Below are 25249 nucleotides of genomic sequence, written 5' to 3' on the forward strand. Positions count from 1 at the left end.
TGCCCCTGGACCAACTCCCGCATGTTGTCTTGCATTGATCGGGCCCCTCGTCCAGACTTGTATTCACGAACTGGCGGTATAGTCTGGTTTAATTTTCAGTACTGTAGCTGTTTTAGACGGCTTGGGGTTCATGAGTGTAATGGACTACGTATCACTCCTGAGAAACTGGCACTCCAGGCTTGAGGACGTATTTGCAAACCTTGGAAATGCGCGTGCAGGTTTTCCCGTCTTCGCGCTTGAACATGGTCTGGATCGCAACGAGCTGGCGACCTTGTTTGATCACGTGGGTAGTGAAATACGGCGAGCCGGTATTGACGGAAGATGGAACGGCTATTCACTCCCGGCAATCGTCGCGGCGACAGAAGTGGGCTACGAATACCGCGGAACCGGCACAGACTACTGGCCGCGCCTCGAGGAACGGCTGGGAGCTGGCATTTCCAGTTCCGGACGGGAAACGCTAGGTGACCTCTTTAGGAGCGCTCATCGGCGACTGGGGTTGAAGAAGCCGGTCGACAGCGCATGGACGCGGACATTTCGGCACATTGCGTGGCCCATCGCGAATGCTGTTGCTCCTCGCGAGATCCAGCGTCCCCTTGCCGCGGCCTTGCGACAGGTTGTCAGGTTTGCGCCAGTGGGCCGTCGGGATTCGGATTTCGCAGAGGACCTTCGGTACATAGCTCGCGGCTCTGCTTCCGGCCGCTTCCGGGAGTGGGCAGAAGACCAGGAAATTGCCCGGACCCTGATCCATCACCTGCTGGAACTTCCCGATCCGGACAGTCGATTGTCAGCGGCAACCGTCGCGCGTCTTGTCGGGGATCTGGAAGCGGATGCAGAGGCGCGAAGTTCGGTCCGCAGTGCCATATCAATTCACCGCCAGCGTCGCAGGGCAACCCGCACAGAAAGCGGGCCTCATGGCATCGCAACATTCGCGCTTCGTCCGGAAGATGAAGGAACATACGCGCTGCTTCTGCGTTTCCCGACACTTCAGCAGCCATTTCGCAATCAGATCGAAACCGCTCTTGCAGATCGCCCTCGGGGGCTCTTCCTGTGGGGCTGCGTTGGTCCCGTTTCAGCTGACCTTGTCCTCTCTGGCCTTTATGTCCGCATCGAGAGCGAAGCATTCGCTGATGCCCTGATCGAAGGGCATGCGTTTCTTGAAATCTATGGGAAGGATGAATCTGATCCTCTGACTGATCTGTCGCCAAATCAGGCACTTCCGATGGTCTTTCGCAGGGTGCCGTCGGGTAATGATCTCGCCCAGATAGACGAAACCCGCATTTTGCCGGATGACCGGCTGGTTATTCTGACAGACCGAACGCCCCAGCCAGGCGACGGGCTCGTCGAGATGGCACCTGTCTGCGGATTTTCCTGCATTGAGGTCGATCTCCGAGCAAATGCTGCGAGGTCCTTTGCCGAGAAGCTCGGTATCCGGGTTCCGGGACGGCCGGTCGCAGAGTTTGTCGGTGGAGTTTTTTTGGCAGAGGGCTGGCGGGGGCCAATCTATGCGGCGGGCTTTCCACTGCTTCTGAAACCTGCCGGAACCGGGGAATCGACCGTGTCGGTCAGTGTGAGCAAGGAAGACACCGTTCGGGTCGGCCAGGGCGAAGTGGTGCTGCTCGACCTTAAGGAGGGCGAGCATGCAATCCGACTGGTTGCAGGGTCACAAACGTCTGACGCATTTATAACCATTCTTGACGCCGAGCCTTTGCCGGCAGCCTTTGAGGCCAGACCAGAACCCGCCGAGCCGACCCTCGATGACCTGCTCGCCGGTAGGCTCGTGGTGAGGATTTTTGCCCCCGAGAACGTTGTTGGCGTAGCGGCTGACCTGTCACTTTTGGCTGATGGGTATGTACTCGCCCATTCTCATGCCCTGCTTCGGGATTTGCCGTGTGTTCTGCATGGCTCACACGACCTTATATCCACGCTGGCCGAACAGGTATCCGGGCTAGACCTGCCACGCGACAGGCAGTTCCGGTTGCGGCTGAGGCTGGGCCAATATTGGTCGAGGAGCTGGGAAACCGGCTGGTCCCCCCGAAGCTGTGAATGGCTTGACGACGACCTAACTTGGCGAGCATTTGCGGACGACGCTCGTCTTCAGATCGTCCCTGTCCCGCTCGAACATCCCCTAGCGAAACCCGATTCCTGCGAGGAATTCAAATCAGGAAAAGGGTTTAATCTCTTGATTCCCTTCGCAGACGCGACCGAACTAACCGCTGAAGGTCGGATAGTTGGCCCCTCCAGACTTGATCTGTCACAGATCCACTGTGACATTCCTTCTGCACTTCCACGATTTGTTCAAGCAAACCAGGAAGGCATGGGATTGGCACGCCTGCTCGACCGCTACATCGGTTGGACCGTGGCAGTGACGGACAATACAATAGCAGCAGCGGCAGGAAGAATTGCCGCCTCACGAATCGAGACGGCATTGGTGCGCATGCTCTGCGGACAACGATGGAGCCATGAGGAAGCGCGTACGGAATTGCTTCCCGGAAGCCGCTTTCGAGGGCTTGCCCGGACCGCGTGGGACAAGGGTCTTGCAAGAGGAGATGACCTCCCGGTCCTCAAGAGCGAGCAGATCCAAGGGCTTATCAATCTGCTTGCTGACGAAATCGAGTCTTGCTGGAAGTCGGAATGGGACCGTCCCGGGGACATCGCGTCCGATGAATTCGCCGAGCACATGGATACGGCAGTCATCAATGCATATGAAGCATACGGAGCACGCTTGCCTGAATCCGAACGAGAGCAATTCGAGGACGTCGATACGTGGAGGGAGCCCGAGGCCTGGTTAAGGGCTCTCGAGAAGGTGCAGGAAATGCAGGTCGGCACCAGTCTTGCCCGGATGATCCTGCCCGCGCGACGTGCCTCCCGGCTCGAGGCGGCGGACTATTACAGAATGTCTCCGGATGAGGTCGTCCGATTGCTCGACGAGTGCCACGCAGACCTGCAGAGCCGAAACATGCCGCGATGGCTTTCGCGAGAGCATCTGCAACTCGCCTTTTGGCTCTGGACCGCTCCAGCCCAGGTTGTGTCAACAAAGGGTTGGAGGCAGGCGCTTGAACGGCTGATTGACGACCGCCCGACATCGCGGGCTGTCCGGTACGCCGCATTGCGATTCAGGGCGTCGCGCGGCGTCAATGTGGCCGGCCAGTAGACGTGCTTGACGATCCGTATCTTTGTCTGACGATCGGCATTCAGGCGCTGCGCCGAAAGGCGGAGGCGCTTGGACCAGCCTTGGGTGGTGCTCTCGGCGTAGCTGCCGAACCCTATCCGCATCAGCTGGAGACCGTGCGGCGCATCATTTCGGATACTTCCGTTCGGCACCTTATCAGCGACGAAGTGGGGCTGGGAAAGACTGTTCAGGCCCTGATGATCCTGAATGCCCTGCGCTACCAGAACCCGGACCACAAGGCCGTGGTAGTCGTTCCTGACCGCCTTGTCCGACAATGGCTCGATGAGTGTTGGACCAGGGCGCATATCGAGGCAACGGTCTTGGGCGAAGGCACTGATGACAGGGACACGGTTGTCAGGATTGTCAGGCCCCAGAGTATTCAGTCAGGACAGTTCAATCTCGATCCGGCTGCCTTTGACCTGCTGATTGTAGACGAGCCCCAGCTTTTGCCAGTGGCGGCGATGCGTGCGATTGAGACCTGGGCACCGGATTTCCGCGAAGTGCTGATCCTTTCAGCAACTCCCGGCCTTACTGATCCGCAGCGGCGCAGGCAGATGATGACGATACTCGAGCCAGAACGGGCCGGGATTGCTTCAAACCGGTCCGTTGATCTTGATGTCTACCTCGATGAAATGGAGAAGAGCGCCCTCGATGACATTGATGGCGGAAAGGTCACAGATCGGGAGATAGCATGGCGTACGTACAGCCGGGAGCGACGCATCATCCGTTCGACACGGAGCGACTGGAGCAGGTATCTTCCGGGACGACGTTACGAAAGGGTCGAGACCGACCCCCTCGCGGGCGAGGTCGCCCGTGTCGATCTCGGCATGAAATGGCTGCGAGAGGCTGATGAAGATGGCGCGTTTGTCTGGCGAGCGGCCCAAGCCCTGCACCGCGGGACTGACTCAACGCGTGGTCAGCGGCGGTTGCGTTCCAATCCGGATCTTGAGGAGGCTGTCCGCCGGTCCTCCGAGACGCCTGGCGACAGCCGGTGCGATACGCTGCTCGACATCCTTGCCGGGATCTGGACAGAGCATCCTGGCGAGCAGGTGATCATTGTTGCTGGCGACAATCCGACTATCGATTATCTTGAGACACGCCTGCGGCGGTATTTCTCTGAAGGGGATGATGATTTCCCTGTCGCAACGTTGCGACGTGCGAGCGAGCGCACCGAGGGCGAGGCGGCCGATATCGAGTCCATGCATCGTCAGCTCTCCGAATTTTCCGAAGGGCACGCCCGGGTGCTTCTGATCGGTGAATGGGTGCAAGCCGGACTCAATCTTCATTACTTCGCCCGAAATATTGTTTTCTACAGTTCGCCTTGGGATATCGATGTTATCGATCAGTTGACGGGGCGTCTTGACCGGCTTCGGCCCAATGGTCTGGCTAGAGGCGATGCAGGTCGGCATTTCGGAAACATCCGGATCTGGTCAATCGTGCAGCCTGTCACGCCGGAGGCGCAAGTGGTAGCGGCACTTGAAACTCTTGGTGTTTACCAGAAACCTCTCCCTCCACTGCGCCCTGAAACCGAATCCGAGATCAGTAGTGCACTGGCTGCCATTGCGTTCAGAGGGGACGCTGATGCCCGAAACCGGCTTGCCGGTCTTTCAGAGAACTGGGCCAGTACCGGGTCGATGTCGCTGTTGGGTCACTTCAGCCCGTTCAGCCCTGCGCGAGCACAAGCCAGTTACGACTCTTTGCAGGAGACTCCCTTGCCCGAACCTGTCCTGAGGATCTCGGACGATGCGACCTTCACTGCGCGAAGTGAGCAGGGTCTCAAAGGCTTTCTGGAACTTCTCCACAGGGCCAACGTGTTCGACATCAGCGTCAGACGGGAGAGGGAAGACGAAGGCCTCAAATTCTCCACACTCTGGTACGGAGGAAATCCGAGGGAACCTACAATTCCTATTTCAGTCATACCTAGGGGTGGCTGGATGGCTGGCCATATTCCGTTCCTATGGCGCCGCAGGCACCTTGCAAGGCCCCCCCGCAATACCGTGCACTATGATGAGGGCGATGTGGGCGGCAGGCTGCTGCGCTTTCTCGATCATGGCGAAGTCGTGCACGAGGAGATCGTCCAAGGAGGGCTCGATCTGGCCCGACGCATTTGCGGCCGCTGTCAGGATGAATGTTTGACGGTCCAGTTTGACCCTGCACATCCCGTAACGGGAGTCCTGCGTGGCAAGCAGGTCTTCCTGCGTGCCGGATTGTTTGATCCAGTGTCGCTGCTCCCGGAACCAGACCTGAATGAGCTGGAGGAACATTTTGCGTCAGCCCCAACCGAAGCCCAGCAGCGTGAAGCTGACGAGGATCGGCTTCTCGTTCGCGAGTGGTGGCTGGCCGATGCGAGATGGCTAAATGTAATTGTTCCCGCACAGTTACTCACGGTGGGTTTCATGAAGGGTGCTGACGGCTGGAGCATCCTTAAACGAGAGATTGTCCTTCACCTTCTCAATCCTCTTGGAAGACCAGAACAGCCGCTTCCAAAATCTCGCGGCAGAAGAACCGTTGTCAGCAAGGAACTTCGCAAAGCACTTGATGACCACGCCAGGCAGCATTTGCACAGTCAGGCCTATGCATCGATCGAGAAGATCCTGGGGGACTGTCGAAGTGAACTTGCTGCACGTCGGTCCCAACTGAAGGCTGAACTGGAAGATCTGGTCGAATCCAGACAGGCACACTTTGAAAGGGTGAAGTCAGCCGATGTGGAGATCGACGTGCGACGGGCGGGCATGCTCGCCGGTCTCGAACGGCGGGTCGAGAACGCGAGGCTTGCGGCCCGAAGTCGACTGGCCTGGCTTCAGGAACTGGAAACGCATCTGACTCAGCCAGATGTTGAATTACTGCCCGGTCTCATGATTCAGGTATCTTCGACTGATGCAAATTAGCCCACGCGGCGCGGGTCTCCGCGGGATTTCATGGCTTCTCCAAAGACCTCTGCACGTCACTGTGGAAACCACCTCGACTTTGGATCAAAGCAGGAACAAATAACTTGCCCTCTGGGAATCTCTATGTCATTCCGTCACGAATTGACCCGGTTCTCCTGCCGGGGCGTGACGGGGAATTCGGCATGAGCAACGACAGCTTCGGTATCTTTTTCAGACAATCCGGACTGTCGCTCGAGGAGGCCGAGCTTGTCCTCGGCATTTCCCCCCGCCAGATCCGCCGCTATGTGGCGGGCGAGGCAGCTGCCCCGAAGCTCGTAAAGGAAAAGGTACAGGAACTCGCCGCCAAACGACTGGCCTCGCAGCCTCCGGCACGTTTCCGCTTCATCGACCTGTTCGCTGGCATCGGTGGTCTGCGTCTCGGCTTCGAGGCGATCGGCGGGCGCTGCGTCTTCACCAGCGAGTGGGACCGCTGGTCGAACGAGACATATCGGAAGAACTTCCCTGACGGCTCCGATCATGTGATGGTGGGAGATATCCGTCCCTTTGGCGCAGACCCGTCGAAGATCCCTGAATTCGACGTCCTTCTGGCGGGGTTCCCCTGTCAGCCGTTCTCGCTGGCCGGCGTTTCGAAGAAGAATTCGCTCGGCCGCGCGCACGGCTTTGCCGACGAGAAACAGGGCAACCTGTTCTTCGAGATCGAAAGCATCATCCGGCATCATCGGCCAGCCGCGTTCCTGCTCGAAAACGTCAAGCACCTGCAGCGCCACGACAAGGGAAGGACCTTCGAGGTCATCCGCCGAACGCTCGAGGATGATCTGGGTTATGCGATTGACTGGCGGATCGTGAGTTCCGAGCCGTGGGTCCCGCAGAAGCGCGAGCGAATCTTTATCGCAGGCTTCCGCAAGGACGTCGGGTTCAGTTTCGACGGGTTCGACAGCATGATCCCGCCCGAGGAAGAATGGCCCACTCTGCAGTCCGTTCTGCAGTCGCATAACGAGGTGGACGCGAAATACACGCTGACCCCGAAGCTGTGGCAGTACCTGCAGGACTATCGCGCCAAGCACGAGAAGGCAGGCAATGGCTTCGGCTACAGCATGTTCGGTCCGGGCGATGTCACCCGCACCCTGTCGGCGCGCTATCACAAGGATGGATCCGAAATCCTGATCGCCCAGAAGGGAACACGCCCGCGGCGCCTGACACCTACCGAATGTGCCAGGCTGATGGGCTTCGAATACGGTGACCGCAAGTGGCATATTCCGGTGTCGGACACCCAGGGTTACCGCCAGTTCGGCAATGCGGTGGTCGTGCCGGTCGTCGAGGCGATCGCACGCTACATGGAGCCGTCGATCATGAAGATGCTCGGTCAGGGACAGCCGGTCCAAGATCGGGAAGAGCAGCTGCTGGTCGTTGGCTGACATCGTCGCGCCCGCGGTCCGCAGCAGGATGATGGCCGGCATCGGACCCAAGGATACCAAGCCGGAACTTGCGATACGGCGGGCCCTGCATGCGCGCGGGCTCCGCTTCCGGCTGGGCAGCAATTATCGGCGGAAGGGCAAGCTGCTCGTCGGCAAGCCTGATCTCGTCTTCCCCGGACGCAAAGCCGTCATATTCGTGCATGGTTGCTTCTGGCACGGCCATGACTGTGCTCTGTTCAAGTGGCCCGCAAAGGACGAGAACACAGCCGGGGAAGCCAAATGGCGCAAGAAGCTAACCGCCAACATCATGCGCGATCGCAAGACCCGGGACCAGCTGCTCGAGACCGGATGGCGGGTTCTCGAAGTCTGGGAGTGCACTCTGAAGGGCAAGCGCCGCATGTCATTCGACGAGGTGATTACCCGGTGCTACGCATTTCTCGATGGCAACGAGCCATTCTCGTCGATCGGCGGCAGTCAGACGGTCACGGTCGACGTTTCAGCGTAGAGCGCGGCCATCGCTTCGCGGAGCCGCCGCGCATTGATTCGCCACTGCGGCCGCACCTTCGACCGATTGTCCGCGTAGATGGTATCCGCCGGGTCGTAAAATACGATGCCCTGGTCAATCGCTCGCAGAAGCCGCCAGACATCCGTGCCGCGCCCCTGAACCCAGGCCGGTGCATAACGATATTCGGCGATGCCGACCGCACCTTCGCGGCTTTCGAAGGTGATATAGAGCGCATTTGCGTGTTTGGCATTCCAGCAGTTTGCCAGTTTCTCGAGAGACCAGGCAGCGGCGACCTCTCCGGTTTCGTGATGCCGAAGTTCGACTGAAACTTCCGCCGCATCGCCAAAGGCATCCTCGCCCCGGTCATAACCTTGCACGATGAGTTCAAGGCCGGTCTTGGCATTGATCAGGCCAGACTTGTGCAGGCCGGTGAAGCGCAGCGATCCGTCGTTCTTCACGGCCGGGTGACCGTAGCGCTCCATGAACTCCCGGAACGTGTGGGTACCCTGAAACCCGAGATCCGGGGTCGGGGTCATCAGACTGATACGGTCGCCAGAAAAGCTCTTGATCTCGAACCCGTGCTTGTCGGGAGCCTTGTTACCGTTGGCAGCCACGCCCAGCAGGGCCTCCAGGGTATAACCTCCCCCCTGTGCACCGGTGAATGGCACGATGTTACCACCCCGGTTGATGCGCGAGGAGTGCCAACCGCTGCTCACAATTGCGGCGAGTTCATTGCGGAGGAGTTCGCCCGGATCGGTGCCCGCCGCACCATCTACGGGCAGTACCCGGAGTACCCCGCGCGCTCCGGCCAGCGGCAGATCAGGAAATCGGGCAACCAGTGGATCGTCGCGTTCGGTCAGGACCAGTCCCACGACTTTGCCATCGGACGCCGTGCCCATAACCAGGATCCGCTTGCCGAAGTCGGCGAGCATTCTCCGCCGCAGCGCTTCAGGCCCTTCTTCGCATCCTGCCAGAAACCCCGACATGCGTACTTCCGGGTACTGGAAGTAGTCGATTATTCTGGTGTTGGGTGCGTCATAACGGGCCCCGTTCCCGCCGAGCCAGGCAAAGTCTATCCGGGCCTCCAGCTTCGGCTTTCCAGCCGCAGATTTCCGCTTGGCAATACTTGCACTGGCTGAGCGGACCTCGATGTTTGCCGGGAAAAGGTTGGTGACGCCGTCCAGACCGCCACCCAGGTAAATCTGGTTCTTTTCGTTGTCCTGCCTAGACGAGAGGTGTTTCACATACGCGGTGCGGACTCCTTGTCCGCGCAACAGCGCCTGTAGCTGACCAATGGAGGCAATGCCGGGCATGGCGCATCGATATTACGCTGGATGGCAGTTGAACAGCGTTTGCTGGGATTTGGCCAAGACTGCTGATAAAGCGGAAGTTCGGATCTGAATTCCGGCTCCCTGTTAGTTGACATCCGTTCATGCTGCTTGAGCTGGCTGGGTAGGGCGGGTTTCAGGGAGCCCGGGGTGCCCCCAAGGTCGGAAAAGCGGCTATGATCGTCGGTTTCGCTTAGTCGCCCGCTTCTCCGGCGACAAAGCCACAAGCTTCCATGAATTGCCATGCTCTAAGCCAATTGCCGATGTCATCGACCTGCAGGCGCTCGACATCGACAGCCAAGGCCGGAAAGGTGGCATTATACCGCCGCGTCGCGGCGAGCTGTTCCACGTAGGCCTCCCGAAACATCCCGGTCGGCCGAAAACCCAGGTGGTCGGCAAACACAGTTTCGATCATATCGGTCACCATCGCCCCCCAATAGGGTGTTTCCAGCCAGACCTGATGTTCGGCGTCTACGCATTCCGCGAGCGAGTTTTTGGCAAGGCGAAGGAGGCGACCAATGAAGCCGTTGAGCGGTGCATCCGTGAAGACGGCGCGGTCGTCTTCGAGCAATTGATCGGTGACGAGGTTGATTCTCTCCTCATCAATCAGGCGGAACGGGTTGATCGCGCAGATTATCAGATCAGTTCGCGCCTGGCCGAAGGCACGCACCTGGATCGAGTGCCAGCGCTTGCGGACGTAGCAGAATCCGTGAAGGCCTTCGTGCTCCATGATCTGAGCGGTATAGGCGGTGATCTTCTTCAGAGCTTCGCAGGTGTAGGTCGGAAGCGTGTCGGGATCCGCAACGTCGTATTCGATCCATCCAGGAATATCCTCGAATGACGCGACCACGCACGACATCGCCTGGTGCGACAGCATCCGGTTGGCGAAGTGCTGGAATTCCTCGTCTTGGGGAATGTAGAGGTCCAGTCGAAGGCTCTCCGCGGTCCCTGCCGGAAAATCCGGCCGGTACAAAATGACGCTGCGGTCGGAAATCAAGAGATCGTATAGATATGCTTGCCTTGCGATCTTAGCGTCCATCGGCGTGACGAGGATGTTGAGGATGTCCCTGCCGCCGATTCCGGGGAACAGGCCGGCAATGTAGTTGCTGTAACCCAGCAGTTCGGTGAACGCGTTTCGCTCGGCAGGTTTGTCGATCTTCAGCTCAAGGACGAACAATCCATCCTCGTGAGCACCAAGCAGGTCAACGAACATGTGCCGCGTCTTGTCGATCGGAAAATTGATCGCGCTCCCGAGAAATTGACCGCTGATTGCGAGCCGGTGATTGCAGCGTAGCTTCTCGACCGCCTTGCGTTTCAGGAGCTTCCATAGCTCGAATTCCGGCTCGTCGTATTCGTCGAGTTCGTTGCCCGTGATCGGTAGAGCGGCGTCGAGCAGCGGCTCGGCATCGACGATAACCGTCTCGAGCCCGACCGCTTCGAGGTGTTTCTGAACATCAGCTTCGTTGAAATTTGCCACGCAGTTCCCCTTTTCTGGCAAGGTGCTAGTGCTCGCATCAAGCGATGCGCTCCGCGTGACGTCGCCCACATGAGGTCGAGCTTTCAGGCGAACGGCGCGGCAGCGAGAATATTTTGGCCCTGGACGATGACATTGCACCATCGACTTGCCCGGGTGATCGCATTATAGAGCAGGCGGCGCTTGTGTTCCGCATCGCCGCCCACCTGATAAGGCCAGATGACCACAACGCCCTCGAACTCCCTGTTCTTGGCCTGCTGCACCGTCATCGCCGTCAGTTGATGCGACGCGCTGCCACCATACTGTCGTCGCAGCGAAACCTGTCGCGCGATTACGGCCTCGATCTCAGCGCGGGTGAAATTTACCCGTCCGCAGGCGTGAATCTGGTTTTCGGTCCATGACAGTGTCGCACGCACGGGGCCGTTGCGCGGCATCGCTCGCAGTGCTGCGCAGGCCGCAGCAGCCGGCGCGTCGGCCGCAAGATCGAGACCCGCAATAATCGCCTGCGCCTCGTCGCGGTCATTGCCTTCCCAGTGAACGGTATAGGGTCCATTCTGCTGCTGGCCGCACGGCCCCTGGGCGAGACGGGCGACAACTGAAGTGGCAAACCCGCCTTGCAGAGACGGTGTGATCACTGCGACATCGCCGCCGCCTTGCCGCCACGCGATGGCATTGGCGAGCAAAGTCGCGGCGAGCGGCACGCTGGCGCCCGGTGGCAGCAGCCTGAATCCGGCACCATTGACTGGCGCATTGCCTGCGCGGATCGCGGTCGCCGCCGCGAGCAAACCCGGCGCATTTGTGCGGCGTACATGCACTAATGTCTCCGGCTCGGCGTCCTGTTTTAGCCAGTCAACCAGAGGATTGGGGCGAAGTGCCTGGTCGAGACATTGGAACTCGTCAGCGGCGATCAGCACATGGATGGTGCCCGCCAGCGCCTTGAGCATGCGCAGGCGCTCTGGTTTGAGGTCCTGCCCCTCATCGACGAGCACTATCGGGAAGCTCGCCGCGACCCAGGCGCAGACTTGCCGTTGCTCCAGCAGCAATCCGGCCGCCTCACAGACGCGATCGAACTCGCCCTCGGTTGCAGGAGCAATGTCGAGCGCACCTGCCAGTCCCCGCCACCGGCGATAGATGCGCCACGCAAAGGCGTCGATCGTGCAGCATTCCACACGCCCGCGCAGATTGGCGACCGAACTGAGCCGCTCGGCCAGGCGCCGCCGCGACCCGTGCATGAAGGTCAGCGCAAGAACGCGCTGCGCGTAGGCTAGCGGATGGGTCTCAAGCCGGTCCGCCAGCATCGCCATCAGCCGGTATGTCTTCCCGCACCCGGCACCGCCCTCTACGGCCTGGATGGTCAAGGGGTGAAGACCTTGATGGCGGGATGGTTGGGGTCCGCGACGAAGAGCGGATTGTCGGTCCCCTGGGCGACTTCGGTGATGGCGTTGAGGAGTGACCGCGCGCGCGAGCAACATGCTTCATTTGCGCCAATTGCACCGGCAATCGCCTCGTAGCCCGAACTGTCCTTTTTTAGCCCGCCTGTTGCCCGCACCTCGTCCTTGAGGCGCGCGACGAGATCGGCAACATTTTCGGGAGGATTGTCGATCGGGATGGTCGGCAGGCAGGCGGCCGCATCGACATCGATGATCCAGCCAATCACATCCTCTAGCATCCAGCCGTCGGACCAGCGCAGGATGATCCCCGAGTTCGGGGCGCCGTCCGCAGCAAGTGCATTGGCATAGCCCACGCCTTCGGGATCGCCATCGACCAGCGCCATCACGCGCGGGTGAAGCGGCGACATCGCCGCCGCTGTGCGCACGACAGACCCGTCATGGGTAGGGATGACGCCGACAAAGGCGTCAAACCGGCATTCGTCGGCTGCGGCCCAACTCTGATGGAGATCGACGGCGCGGACGAGCAGACTCAGCCATTCATAATCCGTCCTGCCCTCGGGAATTAGCACGAAGTCGTGCATGACTGCCGCGATCGTCTCGACGCGATTGACCTGGAATAGCTTTCGGATGCTGTTGGGCGTGTCAGCCGACAAGGTTGATTGCAGCAGCGGCACCGAAGTCAAAACGCCACCTTCATTGCGCAGGACCGCGACGCCGCTCGGGTCTGCCAGCGCACCGACCATTGGCGAGTGGGTTGAAATCAGGGTCTGGCTTGAAAGGGACTGGATGCGATGCACCAGCCGCCTCTGCAACGCCGGCGGGACATGCAGCTCGGGCTCTTCCAGCGCCATCCAGAAATTCTCGTCTGCCTCGACCCGCAGACGCCCGAACTGCAGGAGAAGGAGCAGATGCTGCAGCGACAACAGTCCGCTGCCATGGCGCTTTGCAGGGAGCGGTAAGTCCGCGCCATTATGGGCGTAGTGCGACACAACGGACTCGAGCAATCCTTCGGAATCGGTAGGCGTCACGCGCAGATGCAGTGTCGGGTTCGTCCGGAAAAAGCCACGCAGCTCCTGATTGAGTGCGTCGACGATCGGCGAGAGCCGTTCGTCCTGCTCAAGCCTCGCTTCCGGCGCACGCAGACGGTCGCGCTCGGCGAGAACCGATTCCGAAGGCTGTCCGTTGCCTGCCGCGACGACGCGGCGGAACAGCTCGGAGCCGAACGATACGGTCCGGTCCCATGTCCGCGCCGCAGGCACGAAGAAAAACCCAAGTTCGCGGATCAGACGGGCGGGAAGCGGGGTTGCTGTCTCGTCGTCGAACACATCGCCGACGCTGTCGTCGTCGTGGAAATAACGCAGCGTCTCCACCTCAAGCGAGGGCCGGTGGAATCGCGCCGAGAAGGCGATCTGGCAAGCGAGCTTCCATGTCGGATCGGTACGCGCGGGTTGGACTGTACCGGCCGCCGCGTTCCACCATTTGACGATGCCTCTGTCGTCGCGGAACCAGTTGGGATGCTGGGCCGGATCGTCGTCGTGGAACCCGATCACCGTTGCGGTCAGTCGGATGCGATCTGCTGGCTGCGGGTTGCTGCCATGGAAATCATGCTCGGTCAGCTGACGGATCATCCGATCCCGACCGAACAACAGCGCCAGCGCCTCGATTACAGTGGTCTTGCCGCAGTTATTCGCACCGACCAGCACCGTGTGCGGTGAGAAGCGGACCATGCCGTCCTGTACGCCTCGGAAATTCTCGATCCTAAGGCTTGCGATCTCCATTTCATCTCCTCGCTATCGAGTGGCTGGTATAGGAGCCGTTTCAAGCTGTCAGCATGAGATGAGCCGCCGTTAAAAGTTGGATACGGTGCAAATGTTTAGCAGCAAAGGCAGAAAAGCCTGAAGCCAACGAAGTGGCTGGAAATTGAGCATGCCAGACTCAGCCTGGTCGGACGTTTCCATAAACGCATGAACGGTGCGCGAATTTTTCTGTATTGCCGTCTACTCGGTTGACCCAAAAACACTTGGTTCCGAAGTCGGCTGTGCGGACGCTGAAGCTTTCGACCCCACAACCGATCTTTTTATCCCCTTCGGGATGCCGGCCAAGGGCTGCAATCAAGACTTTGGAGTCTTCAGGACTGACCTTGTCTCCCACGTCGTATTTGTGCAGCATCGCGTTGAGGTAGGCGACGGCATCGCCCTTCTTGGCAAATTTCAGATCACCGAGATTGAATGGTTTGGCTGGCATGCCGTTTCCCCTTCTTCCTCTCAATGTGCGGGCAACGCAGAGATATCGTCCTCTGCCGCCGGCAACAGCTTCTCACGAATTTCGCGGACGATGATCGCGGGAATATCCATTCCTTCGAATTGCTCATCACGTTCCGCGACCCAAGCCACGCAGGCTTCCTTGTTCAAATCGTCCCGCGCGATCTTTTCGTAGAGCGTGACCGCACTCATGCGAGATAGACCCAGCTCCATTAAGGATAGTAGCGTCACACTGGACACGCCGAACTCAAGTTGTGTGCCGATGTCGAGGTCGTCGTCGATCAAATCTTCGCGGCCGATCTGCTCAAGGTGTAGACGCAGGATATCCATGTAAGCTGAGAGGTATTTCGGTGCGCGGAATCTCGCGATCTGCTCGACAAGCTCCATCGTATTGCGGATCAATTGAGGCAGATTGTAACTTCGACCGTGCTTCTTGTGATACTCGATGTTCTTGCGGATCATGGCTGCAAGCGAAAAGCCTTGCAGCCATTGGACCACGATCAACGCATGAAGCGGGATGATACCGTCTGGCTGGAACGCCGGGAAAAGGTTTTCATTTATCCTGCGCATGATTGTGACGAACCGGTCGTAGCTGTCTTGGCTCTCGACCGTCGCGGGCAAAAGGTTTTCAACGTCCTTGTCATAAGCGCGAAAAGCGTCGAGTAGCTGCTGAAGCCCCAAGGCGCTGACGCCGGGATGCCTTTCCGCGATGTCCGCTCTGATCTCGATCTGTTCCGCCATCGATCTCAAACGCTCCTCCAGTTGGGCGATCGTCTGCGGACTATGTCTCTTTGCGAAGCTCGCTTGCGCGATGGAGCCTAATCGAAGGTAAGTGGCGAGAAGATAGGCCCCGACCTGCTCGTATTTTCCGGTCTCGGCGATCTCAGCCAAAGGCGTGCTAACCCTCTGATCTAGATATCCGACTATGCCCTCGCCGGACTCCAGCACGGCGTCGCTTTCGCGCTTGATTGGGTAGCGCGATCGGACCGGTACCCCGGTCGGCCAAGCATCATCATCGTCGGGATCAATGCAAACGATGTTGCCCTGAAACTCGTTTCCCCAGCGGCCGGCACGCCCGGCCAGGTTCCAAAAGTCATGGGGCTCCATCGGATGCCCGACACCTTTCCTAGGCCCGCGCACGACAATCGTGCGGCAGGAAAGATTGACGCCTTCGATCAGAGTCGATGTGCAGACGAGGAAGCGAATTTTCCCGCTTCGGAAGAGGCGTTCGACCTCAAGCCGGATGAGGGAAGGCATGTTGCCATAATGGAATGCCACACCTTTTTCGACGAGCGAGGCAAGCGCGAAATTTGGGTGAACGCCTTTCCGCGCCAAATCGGCCAGCTCGCTCAGCTCCTTATCGGGACCGTCAGCGGGCGGGATCAACTGGCTGATCAAGGCCGCGATATCTTCGGCATAGCCGGCCTTATTCGCATAGACCAAAGTTCCGCCGCGTTCGCCTACAGCAGCCGCGATGAACGCGAGCTTCTTGGTCACGCCGCCGGGCGCGCTCGCTAAATTCAACCGTCCGATCGGCAAAGACGCTTCGCCTTGCCGAAGTGAGAGATTCCACAACTTTGGTTTGCGTGGCGCCTGCTCGGCGATGATGACATTCTGGATGACCGTGGGAGAGTCGCTATCGACTGCGGCGACCTTCGCATCAGTCGGCGCGTCCGCCAATAGTTCTTCGGGGTTCTGCGTGGCAGGGCTGATGAAAACGACCTTCAGGTCCGCTTTGGCGCGCTCCAACCTCTCGATCGCATCCTGAAGGATCACGCCGCGCTGATTATCGCCAATTTTGTGGGCTTCATCGACGACCAGCAAATCCACATTCACGGCGTCGCCCAGCGCATTTGCCAGAAGATGCAGGCGCTCCTGCGTGAACACCAATATGAGTTTCTTGCCGCCAGCTTTGGCCGCATCGTATTTCTCGCGAAGAGGAAGCGAGGAAACCTCAATATCGTCCGACTTGCCCAAAAGCGCGATCAAGTTGCTCTCGATCTCCGAGACCAGGGCCCGTGTGGGCGCCATGTAAACGGAGACTCGTGTTGGCTCCGATCGCATGTGATCGATGAGCCACTGCAAGACGAGGAACGTCTTGCCCGATGCGGTCGGCGCGGAAGCGGAAAGCCAAGAATTGCTGTTCGCGTTCTCCCAAAAGCGCTGTTGGAAGTCGTTGACCTGAAGCCATCGCCCGCTCGATTCAATTAGGACAGACTGCTCGATCTGGCGGCGCTGCTGTTCTATGCGGAGGCCAAGTCCGAGCCGCCCTTCCAAGTGGCTCTCTAGGAGGCCGCGATCGTTGGCGAGCGCAACCGCGCGAAAATTGGAGAGCTTGTCCAAGAGCACCGCGCCAGCATCTTTGACCTGTTGGCTATTATCCAAGGCCACAGCGCCCGTCGCTATCCGAAGCGCGGCCTCCTGATGGGCGCGGCTTTCAGACCGGGCGAGAATGCTGCCTGCAAAGAGGAGGCGAGGCCAATCTATCGGCCGTACGTCACCCTCATGATCGTCGACGAGGTTGTCGAGCTCCGTTCTCGCGATGCGACGCGTGAGAGCATCGACTTCGTCCTTGATACCCTCATTCAATAGCCAAGATGTCAGATCATCGAGGCTCATTCAGAGAGGCCCATTGCCTTCAGGAAGGCTTGTCGAAAGCCCTTCGCCGAGGGAAGGGGAACGCACAGCATCTCGATTTCGATCTGTTCGAGCTTCTCTTCCTTGAGGCGGTTGCCAATGTTCTTCTTGATGTTTTCCAGCCCCTTGCGCGCGGCCGCCGCGATCTCATCTGCCACGCCCTTGGTTCCCTCCGACGGGTAGTAGTCCGCATCGAAGCCTATCAGGGCGATTCCGCAATATTGCACCCGCTTTGATTGCTTGGAATCCTTGTCGAAGTAGAGCCTGAGCGCATCCGTTAGCTTTGGGTCATTCAAGTCGGCTTTGTCGCTTAGTAGGATCAAATCCTCCTCGCGCTCTGCATCCTCATGCTCGGGCTCAATCAGGAAAGGCGCGATTGAGGCCAGGCAATCGCGGATGGCATCGGTTGGGTTGCCGTAGATTTTGGACTCGCCCCAAAATAGTTTGAGAATGCCGTCCTCCGAGACGCCGGCATAAACGCCATCGGCTCCATGATAGTGCAGCCGCGTATCGGTCTTGAGATCCATTTTGCAAAGGATCTGCGGGAGTTTCAGAAACCGCTCGGCCAGCAGGAACAGTAGCATTTCTCCGCCCTCGCCGGTTGTGGCAAGGTCCGTAAAAGACCGCTTGGCTTGTTCGTGAAGCGCAGCAGTCGCTTCAGAGTTTTTATATTTGAGATCACGCTCTCTGGCTTTCGCCATCTTCGCGCGCGGAATGGCGTAAGTGGCAACTGCGTTTCGCATGAACTCGGCGAGCCGTTGCGGCTGAACTTGTCCGTTCGCGTCAACGGTAAGGCAGTGACAGTGTATTTTGACGACGTGGCCATCAATTGCAACATCACGCTCGATTAGTTCAAGATGAACTTCGAGTGCTTCCGGGTCACCGGACAGAGCGGAGTTTAGATCTTCGGCTGTGATCTCGGACAGTGCGCTCATTCCTGTGATTTATCTCATCGCTCTTAAATTGCTACAAATATTAGGCAACCGGGGATGACGTTGCGCATCACACTTGGGGTAGCCCAACCGGGGCGCCAAGCCCGACAACAATGTACTTCAGCGAAAGCCAGATCTTGGAGTCACGCCCAAATCTGCGGTGTGGCCAAGAGGGACGCATAGCTGACACGTGCGTGAGCGGGCTGCAACGGCGGTTTACCATCTTCGCGTTTTCGGAAGAGACGTTCCGGACCGTCCCGAAAAGCTGCCATGGAAAGTTAGGCAGCGCTGGAAATCCCGCCTGATATCAACTAAGTGCCTCCTCGAGCGGTTGTTTCCCGAGCGACCCGAGGGCAATCGCTCAACCCCTGACATTATTCATCAAGCAACGCCCTGATTGCGCTCGCCAGGGCAGTGATCCGCTCCGCAGCCTGTTCGACCGCAGCGGCCAAATGTTCTTGCGCGCCGCGATCACCACTACCAGCCAGGAGCGCCACCGGGCTGGTATCCTCCATGATCATGCCAACCCTGGTGAAGAGCTGTTCGATCAGTTCGCGTGTGTCGTCGTCCATGGCCCGACCACGCCGTGACCGCGCTTTGAAGTCCACCCGCAGCTTTGTCACAGGGGGCACAATCCATTCGACTTCGTGTCTATTCTGAGCATTGGTGTGTTCACTGAATCGCGGCCCTGATGAGGCGCAGAAGCCCTGATCGGCATGACCGGCAGGGCATTGGGTGGTGGGAGCAGCAAGGGTGCTGCTCCCGTACAGGACAACCACCCATGACCGAACCGACCACCACCAAGCGTCCCCGCCGCACGGCCCGCGAGGCCAAGCCCGAAGCTCCGAGCATGCCACCGGCCGCCAAGCCCCAGTCCAAGGCCGCGCTGGTCGAAGACCTGCTGCAGCGGAGCGGTGGGGCATCGCTCGATGACCTCTGCCAAGCCACCGGCTGGCTCCCTCACACCTGCCGTGCCTTCCTCACCGGCCTGCGCAAGAAGGGCCGGGCAGTGGAACGCAGCAAGCGCGAGGACGGCGTGACCATCTACCGCATGGCAGCCATGCAGGCCGCGGCCTGATGGGAAGGCAGCGCTACCTGAACCTCGCCCGGCTCGCCGAGCTACCGGGCGAGGACCTCAAGGCCGAGTGGGCGCGCCGCTATGGCGCGTCTGCTCCGAGCCTCTCGCCCGACCTGCTGCGGCTGGGGATCGGTTACAAGCTGCAGGAGGTGAAGCTTGGCGGGATCAGCCGTGGAACTCGAACCTTGCTGCGCCAGGTCGCAGCGCGGGCAGGGGAGGGTGAGAAGAGCAAGCCGCTGCCGAGGAAGCTTACCCCCGGCACCCGGCTGGTGCGCGACTGGCACGGCGTGGGCCACACCGTGATCGTGCTGGAGGTCGGGTTCGAGTACGACGGCAAGCACTGGAACTCGCTCACGGCTATCGCCAAGGCGATCACAGGGTCGCCATGGAACGGCCCGCTGTTCTTCGGCCTCACCGCGCGAAGGAAGAAGCCATGAAGGTGCTGCGCTGCGCGGTCTATACCCGCAAGTCGACCGAGGACGGTCTCGAACAGGAGTTCAACAGCCTCGACGCGCAGCGGGAAGCCTGCGAAGCCTATATCACCAGCCAGCGCCACGAGGGTTGGACGCTGGTGCCGGGGCGCTACGACGATGGCGGGTTCTCGGGCGGCAACATGGAACGCCCCGGCCTCAAGGCGCTGCTCGCCGAGATCGATGCCGGCAATGTCGATGTGATCGTCGTCTACAAGGTCGACCGCCTGACCCGCAGCCTTGCCGACTTCGCCAAGATCGTAGAGCGGCTTGATGCCAAAGAGGCCAGCTTCGTCTCGGTCACGCAGGCGTTCAACACCACCACGAGTATGGGGCGGCTAACCCTAAACGTGCTGCTCAGCTTCGCCCAGTTCGAGCGCGAGGTCACCGGCGAGCGGATCCGCGACAAGATCGCCGCTTCGAAGAAGAAGGGCATCTGGATGGGCGGACCGGTGCCGCTCGGCTACCAGGTCATTGAGCGCAAGCTCGTGCCCGTGCCAGAGGAAGCCGAGCGGGTCCGCACGATCATGCGGCGCTACCTCGAGGTCAGAAACGTCCCAAGGCTGATCGACATCCTGCGGGCCGAAGGCGTGGTAACCAAAGTCCAGCAGCGCGTCAGCGGCCCGCACCGCGGCGGCATCCCATTCGCGAGAGGCAGCCTGTTCCATCTGCTCAAGAACCCGGTCTACCGGGGCAAGATCGTTCACAAAGGCAAGGTCTACGAGGGCGAGCATGAAGCCATTGTCGATGAAGACCTGTGGGAACGTGTCCAGTTGCACCTTGCCGAGAAGGCCCCGCCGCGTCGCAGGGCAACCAACGACAAGCAGAACGCGCTGCTGCGCGGGCTGATTTCTGATCCGCACGGACGGCCGATGGTGCCGACCTATGGCTCGAGCAAGGTCAAGCGCTATGCCTACTACGAGACACGAAAGGATCTGGCCCGGCCAGGCGATCCACCCGGCCTGCGGTTCCAGCGTGGCAAGCTCGAGCAGCACCTGCTCGCTGAGCTTGCGGAACTGCTCGGCGACCAGCATCGGTTGCGGCGAATGACATGCCTCGAGGATGCGGGCGCGCTGCGCACACTGTTCGCGACCGCGCACCTGCTGTCGTTGAAGCTCACTGACTTTCACGAAAGGGAAGCCGCGATCCGCGCGCTGGTCAAGGCGATCACCATCGGCAACCAGGCAATCGAACTGCAACTCTATCCATCGGCATTGGGGGTAGAGGCCGAGGCGATGCAACAATGTTCGATCCCGCTTCCGGAACGCAAACCATTCCGCGAAGCGCGGCTGCGGATCGATACCGAGCAGACCCCAGCAACATCGAGCGTCGACCTGATCGAACTCCTTGGTGATGCAATGGCGGCGCAGCGGCTGGTGCTGGCTTCGCCCGAGCTCAATCTCAACCAGCTGGCCAAGCGCGAAGGGCGGTGTCGCACCCAGCTAGCACGGCTGCTGCGGCTCTCGTTCCTCAGTCCAAGAATCGTCGAGGCGATCGCTGAAGGATCGCAGCCCAAGGGACTGAACCGGCGCGTGTTGCTGAGCTGCGATCTGCCGCTCGACTGGGCTGACCAGGAGCGCATGTTCGGGCTCGCAACTTAAGCCAAAACCATCACAAAACGAGGTGAAGCCGGGTTCTCGCGGACAGAGAATCCGGCATATTTTTGGGCTGATGGCCGAGGTCAAAAATGCTCTCTGGCTTCACCTGCGATTTAGCATCGCGCCAGAGCCCGCAGAACTGCGCGGTTCTGCAGGCGCAGGGCGCCCGAGGGCGAAAATCTGTTACCTCGTGAGACTGATTGGTGCGGTCGAGAAGATTCGAGAAAAATAACAAAATGGCCACAGCATTCGTCATTCAATGACACGACCGCATAACATACTGACAAAGCGTCGGAACTTGAGGGCGGCGCATTGCCGCGCTCAATCGAAGTCTCCCTCCGATCCGCCAGCGGCATCGGCGGGATCGTTTCGCGGCTGCTCGTCCTGAAGAGATTTGAACAGCACCCCCGACCGAACCGGATCGAGGTCGTCCGCGACGGAGAGGGCCCAATTTGCCCACCGGTCGATGGTCTCCTCCTTGGAACCTGGCATTGCGGCGCGAGCACGCTCGACGAGCAATCGGATCGTCTCCGCCTGGTGAAGAGCGGCCGAATGCGCGAGCAAGTCGTCGATCCGAGCCTGCCGTTCCTTCGCGACCAGTTCGCGCTCCCGGCGCTCTGCCTCCTCGACCGCCTTGCGGCGCTTCTCAATGATGCTTCTCCGCCGCTCCAGCCACCAGTTATGATGCCTGACCTCGCCGTCGCGCAGGATCTGCTCGCCCGTGACGATCATCTTGATCAAGATCTCGCTGAGATGGTCTTCGACTTTTGAGGTGTTCGTATCCTCCCAAGCGACCGCTCGCCGTCATCCCAGCCGCTGCGGATAACCAGGCGCATCTTGGACTTGGCGTCGGCCTTCTCGAAGTTGCCCCGCCGAGGGTCGATCCTGAGATTGGCAGGCGTGTCGACCGCGATCCGGACATGCGCTTGATGGACGGTGATGGTGATGTCTTTCCCTTCGCGTCCCCTGATCTCGCTTGCACCCCCAAACTTTGCGGCCGCGCGGAATAGGCTGTTCAGTATCCGCAGGCGGCGGGTTTCAAAGGGGGTGTCGAAGAGCGGGCCGTCCCAGAGGCTCCACTTGGACGCCAGCTGCTTCTCCCGACGCAGCCGGTCAGCGTTCAGCAGCTTACCAACGGCTGGATGCACGCTGTCGAACGTTCGTATCAGAGGAACCTTGCCAACTGCGGTGGCAACTTCGGCCTCCACGTCCCCCATCAAGTTTTCGAAGGCGGGCGGATCTGGGATCGGGCCGAGAAACTCCTCTTCGTCCGGCGAGGACTGATACCGCGGCTCGCCGATTGGAACGGTCAACTCCATGCCAGGAGGGCGTTTTGGGAGGGCGGGCCGGTTGATCGACTCGCCCACTTGGATCTTTGCCCAATGACCGCGCTCGGGGACAGGTATCAATGCGTCGATGCATTTCCTGCGCAGCGCCACATCCGAAACACCGAACTTCGGAGCAAGCGTCTTCAGCGGCTCCTGCCAAACCTGCTCGTATAGCGCTGTTCGATCGATCCTCACGTGCCGGCCCCCAAGCAGTCTGATTCAGTGCACGTTACCGCATTCGAGGCCGGCTCGGGTGCGTCGGCGGAAAGTCTTGCGGTGACAGGTGGTGATTCTGCGAAGGAGCAACCGAGGCTGGCGGATGGTGAAGCCGGCTCATTAGAGGGGAGAGATTTTGCCCTATTGTGGGGCTCAGGAGACGTTCCTGTTGGGCGTCTCTGACTTCAGGGGCGTGATTCGCAGGGGGGCAAGGTCCTGAAAACTCGCCGAATACTTCAGGGCGATCCAGAGAAATCGTGAATAAAAACAATGACTTAACTGATTGGTGCGGTCGAGAAGACTCGAACTTCCACGGCCTTTCGGCCACAGCGACCTCAACGCTGCGCGTCTACCAGTTCCGCCACGACCGCACGCCGATGCCTGAAGCGGGATGTCCCGCCGACTGGTGAGCGCGCGCCCTAGCAGGCGCGGTGCACGGGTTCAAGCGGTCTTTCGCAGGAAAACGGTGCCCGCCGAATAGCCTGCCCCAAAGGAACAGATGAGTCCGGTATCGCCCGCCGCCAGATCGTCGCTGTTCAGGTGGAAGGCGATGATCGAACCGGCGGACGAGGTGTTGGCGTAGGTGTCCAGCACAGTCGGGCTTTCGTCCGGGCTCGCTTCATGGCCCAGCACCTTCGACGAGATCAGGCGGTTCATGTTGGCGTTGGCCTGATGCAGCCACATCCGGCGAAGCTGGCCGGCCTCGAGCCCCAGATCGGACATGTGGGCGACGATCATGTCCGAGACCATCGGCACCACTTCCTTGAACACCTTGCGGCCTTCCTGGCGGAACAGCTTGTCCGGCTGGCCGATGCCTTCCGGTGCGGCGCGGTTCAGGAAGCCGAAATTATTGCGGATGTTGTTGGAGAATTCGGTCTTCAGGCGGGTGCCGAGGATCTCCCAGTGGCCGGCCGGCGCGATCTCTCGGGATTCGACGAGGATCGCGGTCGCCACGTCGCCGAAGATGAAATGGCTGTCGCGATCCTGCCAGTTGAGGTGGCCCGAGCAGATTTCCGGGTTCACCACCAGCACGCTTTTCGCATGGCCGGCGCGGATGAAATCGGCCGCCGTCTGGATGCCGAAGGTGGCGCTGGAACAGGCGACGTTCATGTCGAAGGCGAAGCCCTCGATCCCCAGCGCCGCCTGCACCTCGATCGCAATGGCCGGATAGGCGCGTTGCAGGTTGGAACAGGCGCACAGGACGGCATCTACGTCCTTCGCGTCGCGGCCGGCGCGGGCGAGGGCCTGGGTGGCCGCCTTCACCGCGATTTCGGCCAGCACCGAAAGTTCCGTATCGGGCCGTTCCGGGATTCGCGGGCACATGACCGCGGGATCGAGGATGGGGGCCTTGGAGAGCACATAGCGGGCCTTGATGCCGCTGGCCTTTTCGATGAACTCGACGGAGCTGGGGGCAAGCGGCTGCACCTCGCCTGCCTCGATTGCGGCGGCGTTGTCGGCGTTGAACCGCGCGACATAGGCGTTGAAGCTTTCGACCAGCTCTTCATTGGAGATGCTGTCGGCGGGTGTGAACAGGCCGGTGGCCGAAATCACGGGTGTCGCGGTGCTCAATTGGGTCTCCCGAAGGGTGGCTCTAGACGGCCACTGGCGCTGCAATCGCAGGGTGGGGATCATAGCCGGTCAGGGTCAGATGCTCCAGCCGGTAGTCGAACAGGCTGGCCGCTGGCGCCAGCGACAGGGTGGGGAAGGGGCGCGGTTCGCGCGCCAGCATGGTTTCGACGAGATGGGCGTGGTTCAGATAGAGATGCACATCCGCGCCCATCCACACGATCTCGCCGGGGGCATAGCCGCACTGATCGGCCAGCATGCGGACGAGGAGGGCGGCTTCGAAGATGTTGAAGGGGAAGCCGAGGCCCAGATCGCAGCTGCGCTGGTAGAGGATGCCGGACAGGCGATCGGGGCCGTCCGACCGGGGCTCCACGAAATACTGGTAGGTCATGTGGCAGGGCGGGAGCGCCATCTGGCCCAGTTCCGCGACGTTCCAGCCGGTGAAGATGTGGCGGCGGCTGGCGGGGTTCTGTTTCAGGCTGTGAAGCAGCGCCGCGATCTGGTCGTGCGTTTCGCCATCCGGGCCCAGCCAGCGGCGCCACTGCTTGCCATAGACGGGGCCGAGTTCGCCCCATTGGGCAGCGAAGCCTTCGTCAGCCAGGATGCGCGCTTCGAATTCGTCGCGCGTCAGGATTTCGCCGGTCCCGTTCCGGTGACGCTCCATCGGCCAGTCCGTCCAGATATGGACGCCCTGTTCGACCAGCGGGCGGATGTTGGTGCTGCCCTCAAGGAACCAGACCAGTTCCTTCACCGCCGATTTCCAGAACACCCGCTTGGTGGTGAGCAGCGGGATGCGGCCGTCTGACAGATCGAACCGCAGGAGCGCGCCGAACAGGGCGCGGGTGCCGACGCCGGTGCGGTCCCGCCGCTCGCTGCCCTTCGTCCAGACCTGCCGCATGAGATCGAGGACGGCGGATTCCGGGTGCGGGGGTGTCATGCCACCGGCTGCTAGCGCAATGCGGAGGGCGGGGAAAGAAGCATGGTAAACCTCTG

Annotated in this window: 19 protein-coding genes and 1 tRNA gene; 7 read left to right on the plus strand and 13 right to left on the minus strand. The window is 60.3% G+C overall.

Features of this window, described 5'->3' with window-relative positions; translation table 11 throughout:
* Positions 1 to 139: 139 nt before the first annotated feature.
* From ACW9TV_RS08120 to ACW9TV_RS08135, 4 genes are all read left to right on the plus strand, one after another.
* The gene (locus ACW9TV_RS08120; RefSeq protein ID WP_494302983.1) at positions 140 to 3151 is read left to right on the plus strand and encodes a hypothetical protein; all 3012 of its coding nucleotides are present in this window, start codon (positions 140 to 142) and stop codon (positions 3149 to 3151) included.
* Positions 3152 to 3153: 2 nt separating this feature from the next.
* Positions 3154 to 6057: an SNF2-related protein gene (locus ACW9TV_RS08125; RefSeq protein ID WP_494302984.1), complete on the plus strand. Its 2904-nt coding sequence runs from the start codon at positions 3154 to 3156 to the stop codon at positions 6055 to 6057.
* Positions 6058 to 6239: 182 nt separating this feature from the next.
* Positions 6240 to 7472 (plus strand): DNA (cytosine-5-)-methyltransferase, encoded by a 1233-nt coding sequence (gene dcm, locus ACW9TV_RS08130; RefSeq protein WP_494302985.1) that lies wholly within the window; start codon positions 6240 to 6242, stop codon positions 7470 to 7472.
* Positions 7465 to 7977 (plus strand): very short patch repair endonuclease, encoded by a 513-nt coding sequence (locus ACW9TV_RS08135; protein ID WP_494302986.1) that lies wholly within the window; start codon positions 7465 to 7467, stop codon positions 7975 to 7977. The genes dcm and ACW9TV_RS08135 overlap by 8 nt, the downstream gene beginning before the upstream one ends.
* Here ACW9TV_RS08135 and ACW9TV_RS08140 read toward each other — a convergent pair.
* The 8 genes from ACW9TV_RS08140 to ACW9TV_RS08175 all read right to left on the minus strand — a co-directional run bounded on the left by ACW9TV_RS08140 (position 7947) and on the right by ACW9TV_RS08175 (position 18572).
* Positions 7947 to 9290: an MvaI/BcnI family restriction endonuclease gene (locus ACW9TV_RS08140; protein ID WP_494302987.1), complete on the minus strand. Its 1344-nt coding sequence runs from the start codon at positions 9288 to 9290 to the stop codon at positions 7947 to 7949. The two genes, ACW9TV_RS08135 and ACW9TV_RS08140, sit on opposite strands and share 31 nt — an antisense overlap.
* Positions 9291 to 9498: 208 nt before the next feature.
* On the minus strand, positions 9499 to 10782 hold the full coding sequence (locus ACW9TV_RS08145; RefSeq protein WP_494302988.1) for a hypothetical protein: 1284 nt from the start codon (positions 10780 to 10782) through the stop codon (positions 9499 to 9501).
* Between the two features lie 83 nt (positions 10783 to 10865).
* Positions 10866 to 12137, minus strand: coding sequence for an ATP-binding domain-containing protein (locus ACW9TV_RS08150; protein ID WP_494302989.1), 1272 nt, complete (start codon positions 12135 to 12137; stop codon positions 10866 to 10868).
* Positions 12134 to 13948, minus strand: coding sequence for an ATP-dependent nuclease (locus ACW9TV_RS08155; RefSeq protein WP_494302990.1), 1815 nt, complete (start codon positions 13946 to 13948; stop codon positions 12134 to 12136). Before ACW9TV_RS08155 ends, ACW9TV_RS08150 begins: the two co-directional genes overlap by 4 nt.
* Positions 13949 to 14105: 157 nt before the next feature.
* Positions 14106 to 14414 carry a DCL family protein gene (locus ACW9TV_RS08160; protein ID WP_494302991.1) on the minus strand — a complete coding sequence of 103 codons (309 nt, stop codon included), beginning with the start codon at positions 14412 to 14414 and terminating at the stop codon, positions 14106 to 14108.
* Between the two features lie 20 nt (positions 14415 to 14434).
* Positions 14435 to 17050 (minus strand): DEAD/DEAH box helicase, encoded by a 2616-nt coding sequence (locus tag ACW9TV_RS08165; protein WP_494302992.1) that lies wholly within the window; start codon positions 17048 to 17050, stop codon positions 14435 to 14437.
* The gene (locus tag ACW9TV_RS08170; protein ID WP_494302993.1) at positions 17047 to 18003 is read right to left on the minus strand and encodes a HamA C-terminal domain-containing protein; all 957 of its coding nucleotides are present in this window, start codon (positions 18001 to 18003) and stop codon (positions 17047 to 17049) included. Before ACW9TV_RS08170 ends, ACW9TV_RS08165 begins: the two co-directional genes overlap by 4 nt.
* 371 nt (positions 18004 to 18374) lie before the next feature.
* Positions 18375 to 18572, minus strand: coding sequence for a hypothetical protein (locus tag ACW9TV_RS08175; protein ID WP_494302994.1), 198 nt, complete (start codon positions 18570 to 18572; stop codon positions 18375 to 18377).
* 209 nt (positions 18573 to 18781) lie between these two features.
* Between ACW9TV_RS08175 and ACW9TV_RS08180 the strand changes: the two genes are divergently transcribed.
* The 3 genes from ACW9TV_RS08180 to ACW9TV_RS08190 are packed head-to-tail and all read left to right on the plus strand — an operon-like array spanning position 18782 to position 21149.
* Positions 18782 to 19078: a DUF3489 domain-containing protein gene (locus ACW9TV_RS08180; RefSeq protein ID WP_494302995.1), complete on the plus strand. Its 297-nt coding sequence runs from the start codon at positions 18782 to 18784 to the stop codon at positions 19076 to 19078.
* Complete coding sequence (locus ACW9TV_RS08185; RefSeq protein ID WP_494302996.1) at positions 19078 to 19515, plus strand: DUF2924 domain-containing protein; 438 nt, start codon at positions 19078 to 19080, stop codon at positions 19513 to 19515. Before ACW9TV_RS08180 ends, ACW9TV_RS08185 begins: the two co-directional genes overlap by 1 nt.
* Positions 19512 to 21149: a recombinase family protein gene (locus ACW9TV_RS08190; RefSeq protein WP_494302997.1), complete on the plus strand. Its 1638-nt coding sequence runs from the start codon at positions 19512 to 19514 to the stop codon at positions 21147 to 21149. Before ACW9TV_RS08185 ends, ACW9TV_RS08190 begins: the two co-directional genes overlap by 4 nt.
* Positions 21150 to 21467: 318 nt before the next feature.
* Here the strand turns inward: ACW9TV_RS08190 and ACW9TV_RS08195 are convergent, their stop codons facing one another.
* The 5 genes from ACW9TV_RS08195 to thyA form a co-directional block, all read right to left on the minus strand.
* Positions 21468 to 21887, minus strand: coding sequence for a hypothetical protein (locus ACW9TV_RS08195; RefSeq protein WP_494302998.1), 420 nt, complete (start codon positions 21885 to 21887; stop codon positions 21468 to 21470).
* On the minus strand, positions 21884 to 22669 hold the full coding sequence (locus ACW9TV_RS08200) for a hypothetical protein (protein WP_494302999.1): 786 nt from the start codon (positions 22667 to 22669) through the stop codon (positions 21884 to 21886). Before ACW9TV_RS08200 ends, ACW9TV_RS08195 begins: the two co-directional genes overlap by 4 nt.
* Positions 22670 to 22974: 305 nt before the next feature.
* Positions 22975 to 23061, minus strand: a tRNA-Leu gene (locus ACW9TV_RS08205).
* Positions 23062 to 23131: 70 nt separating this feature from the next.
* Positions 23132 to 24259, minus strand: coding sequence for a beta-ketoacyl-ACP synthase III (locus ACW9TV_RS08210; RefSeq protein ID WP_494303000.1), 1128 nt, complete (start codon positions 24257 to 24259; stop codon positions 23132 to 23134).
* A gap of 22 nt (positions 24260 to 24281) precedes the next feature.
* Entirely contained in the window at positions 24282 to 25193 is a 912-nt protein-coding gene (thyA, locus tag ACW9TV_RS08215) for a thymidylate synthase (RefSeq protein ID WP_494303001.1), read from the minus strand.
* Between the last annotated feature and the right edge of the window lie 56 nt (positions 25194 to 25249).

The organism is Sandaracinobacter sp. T42, from assembly GCF_059115405.1.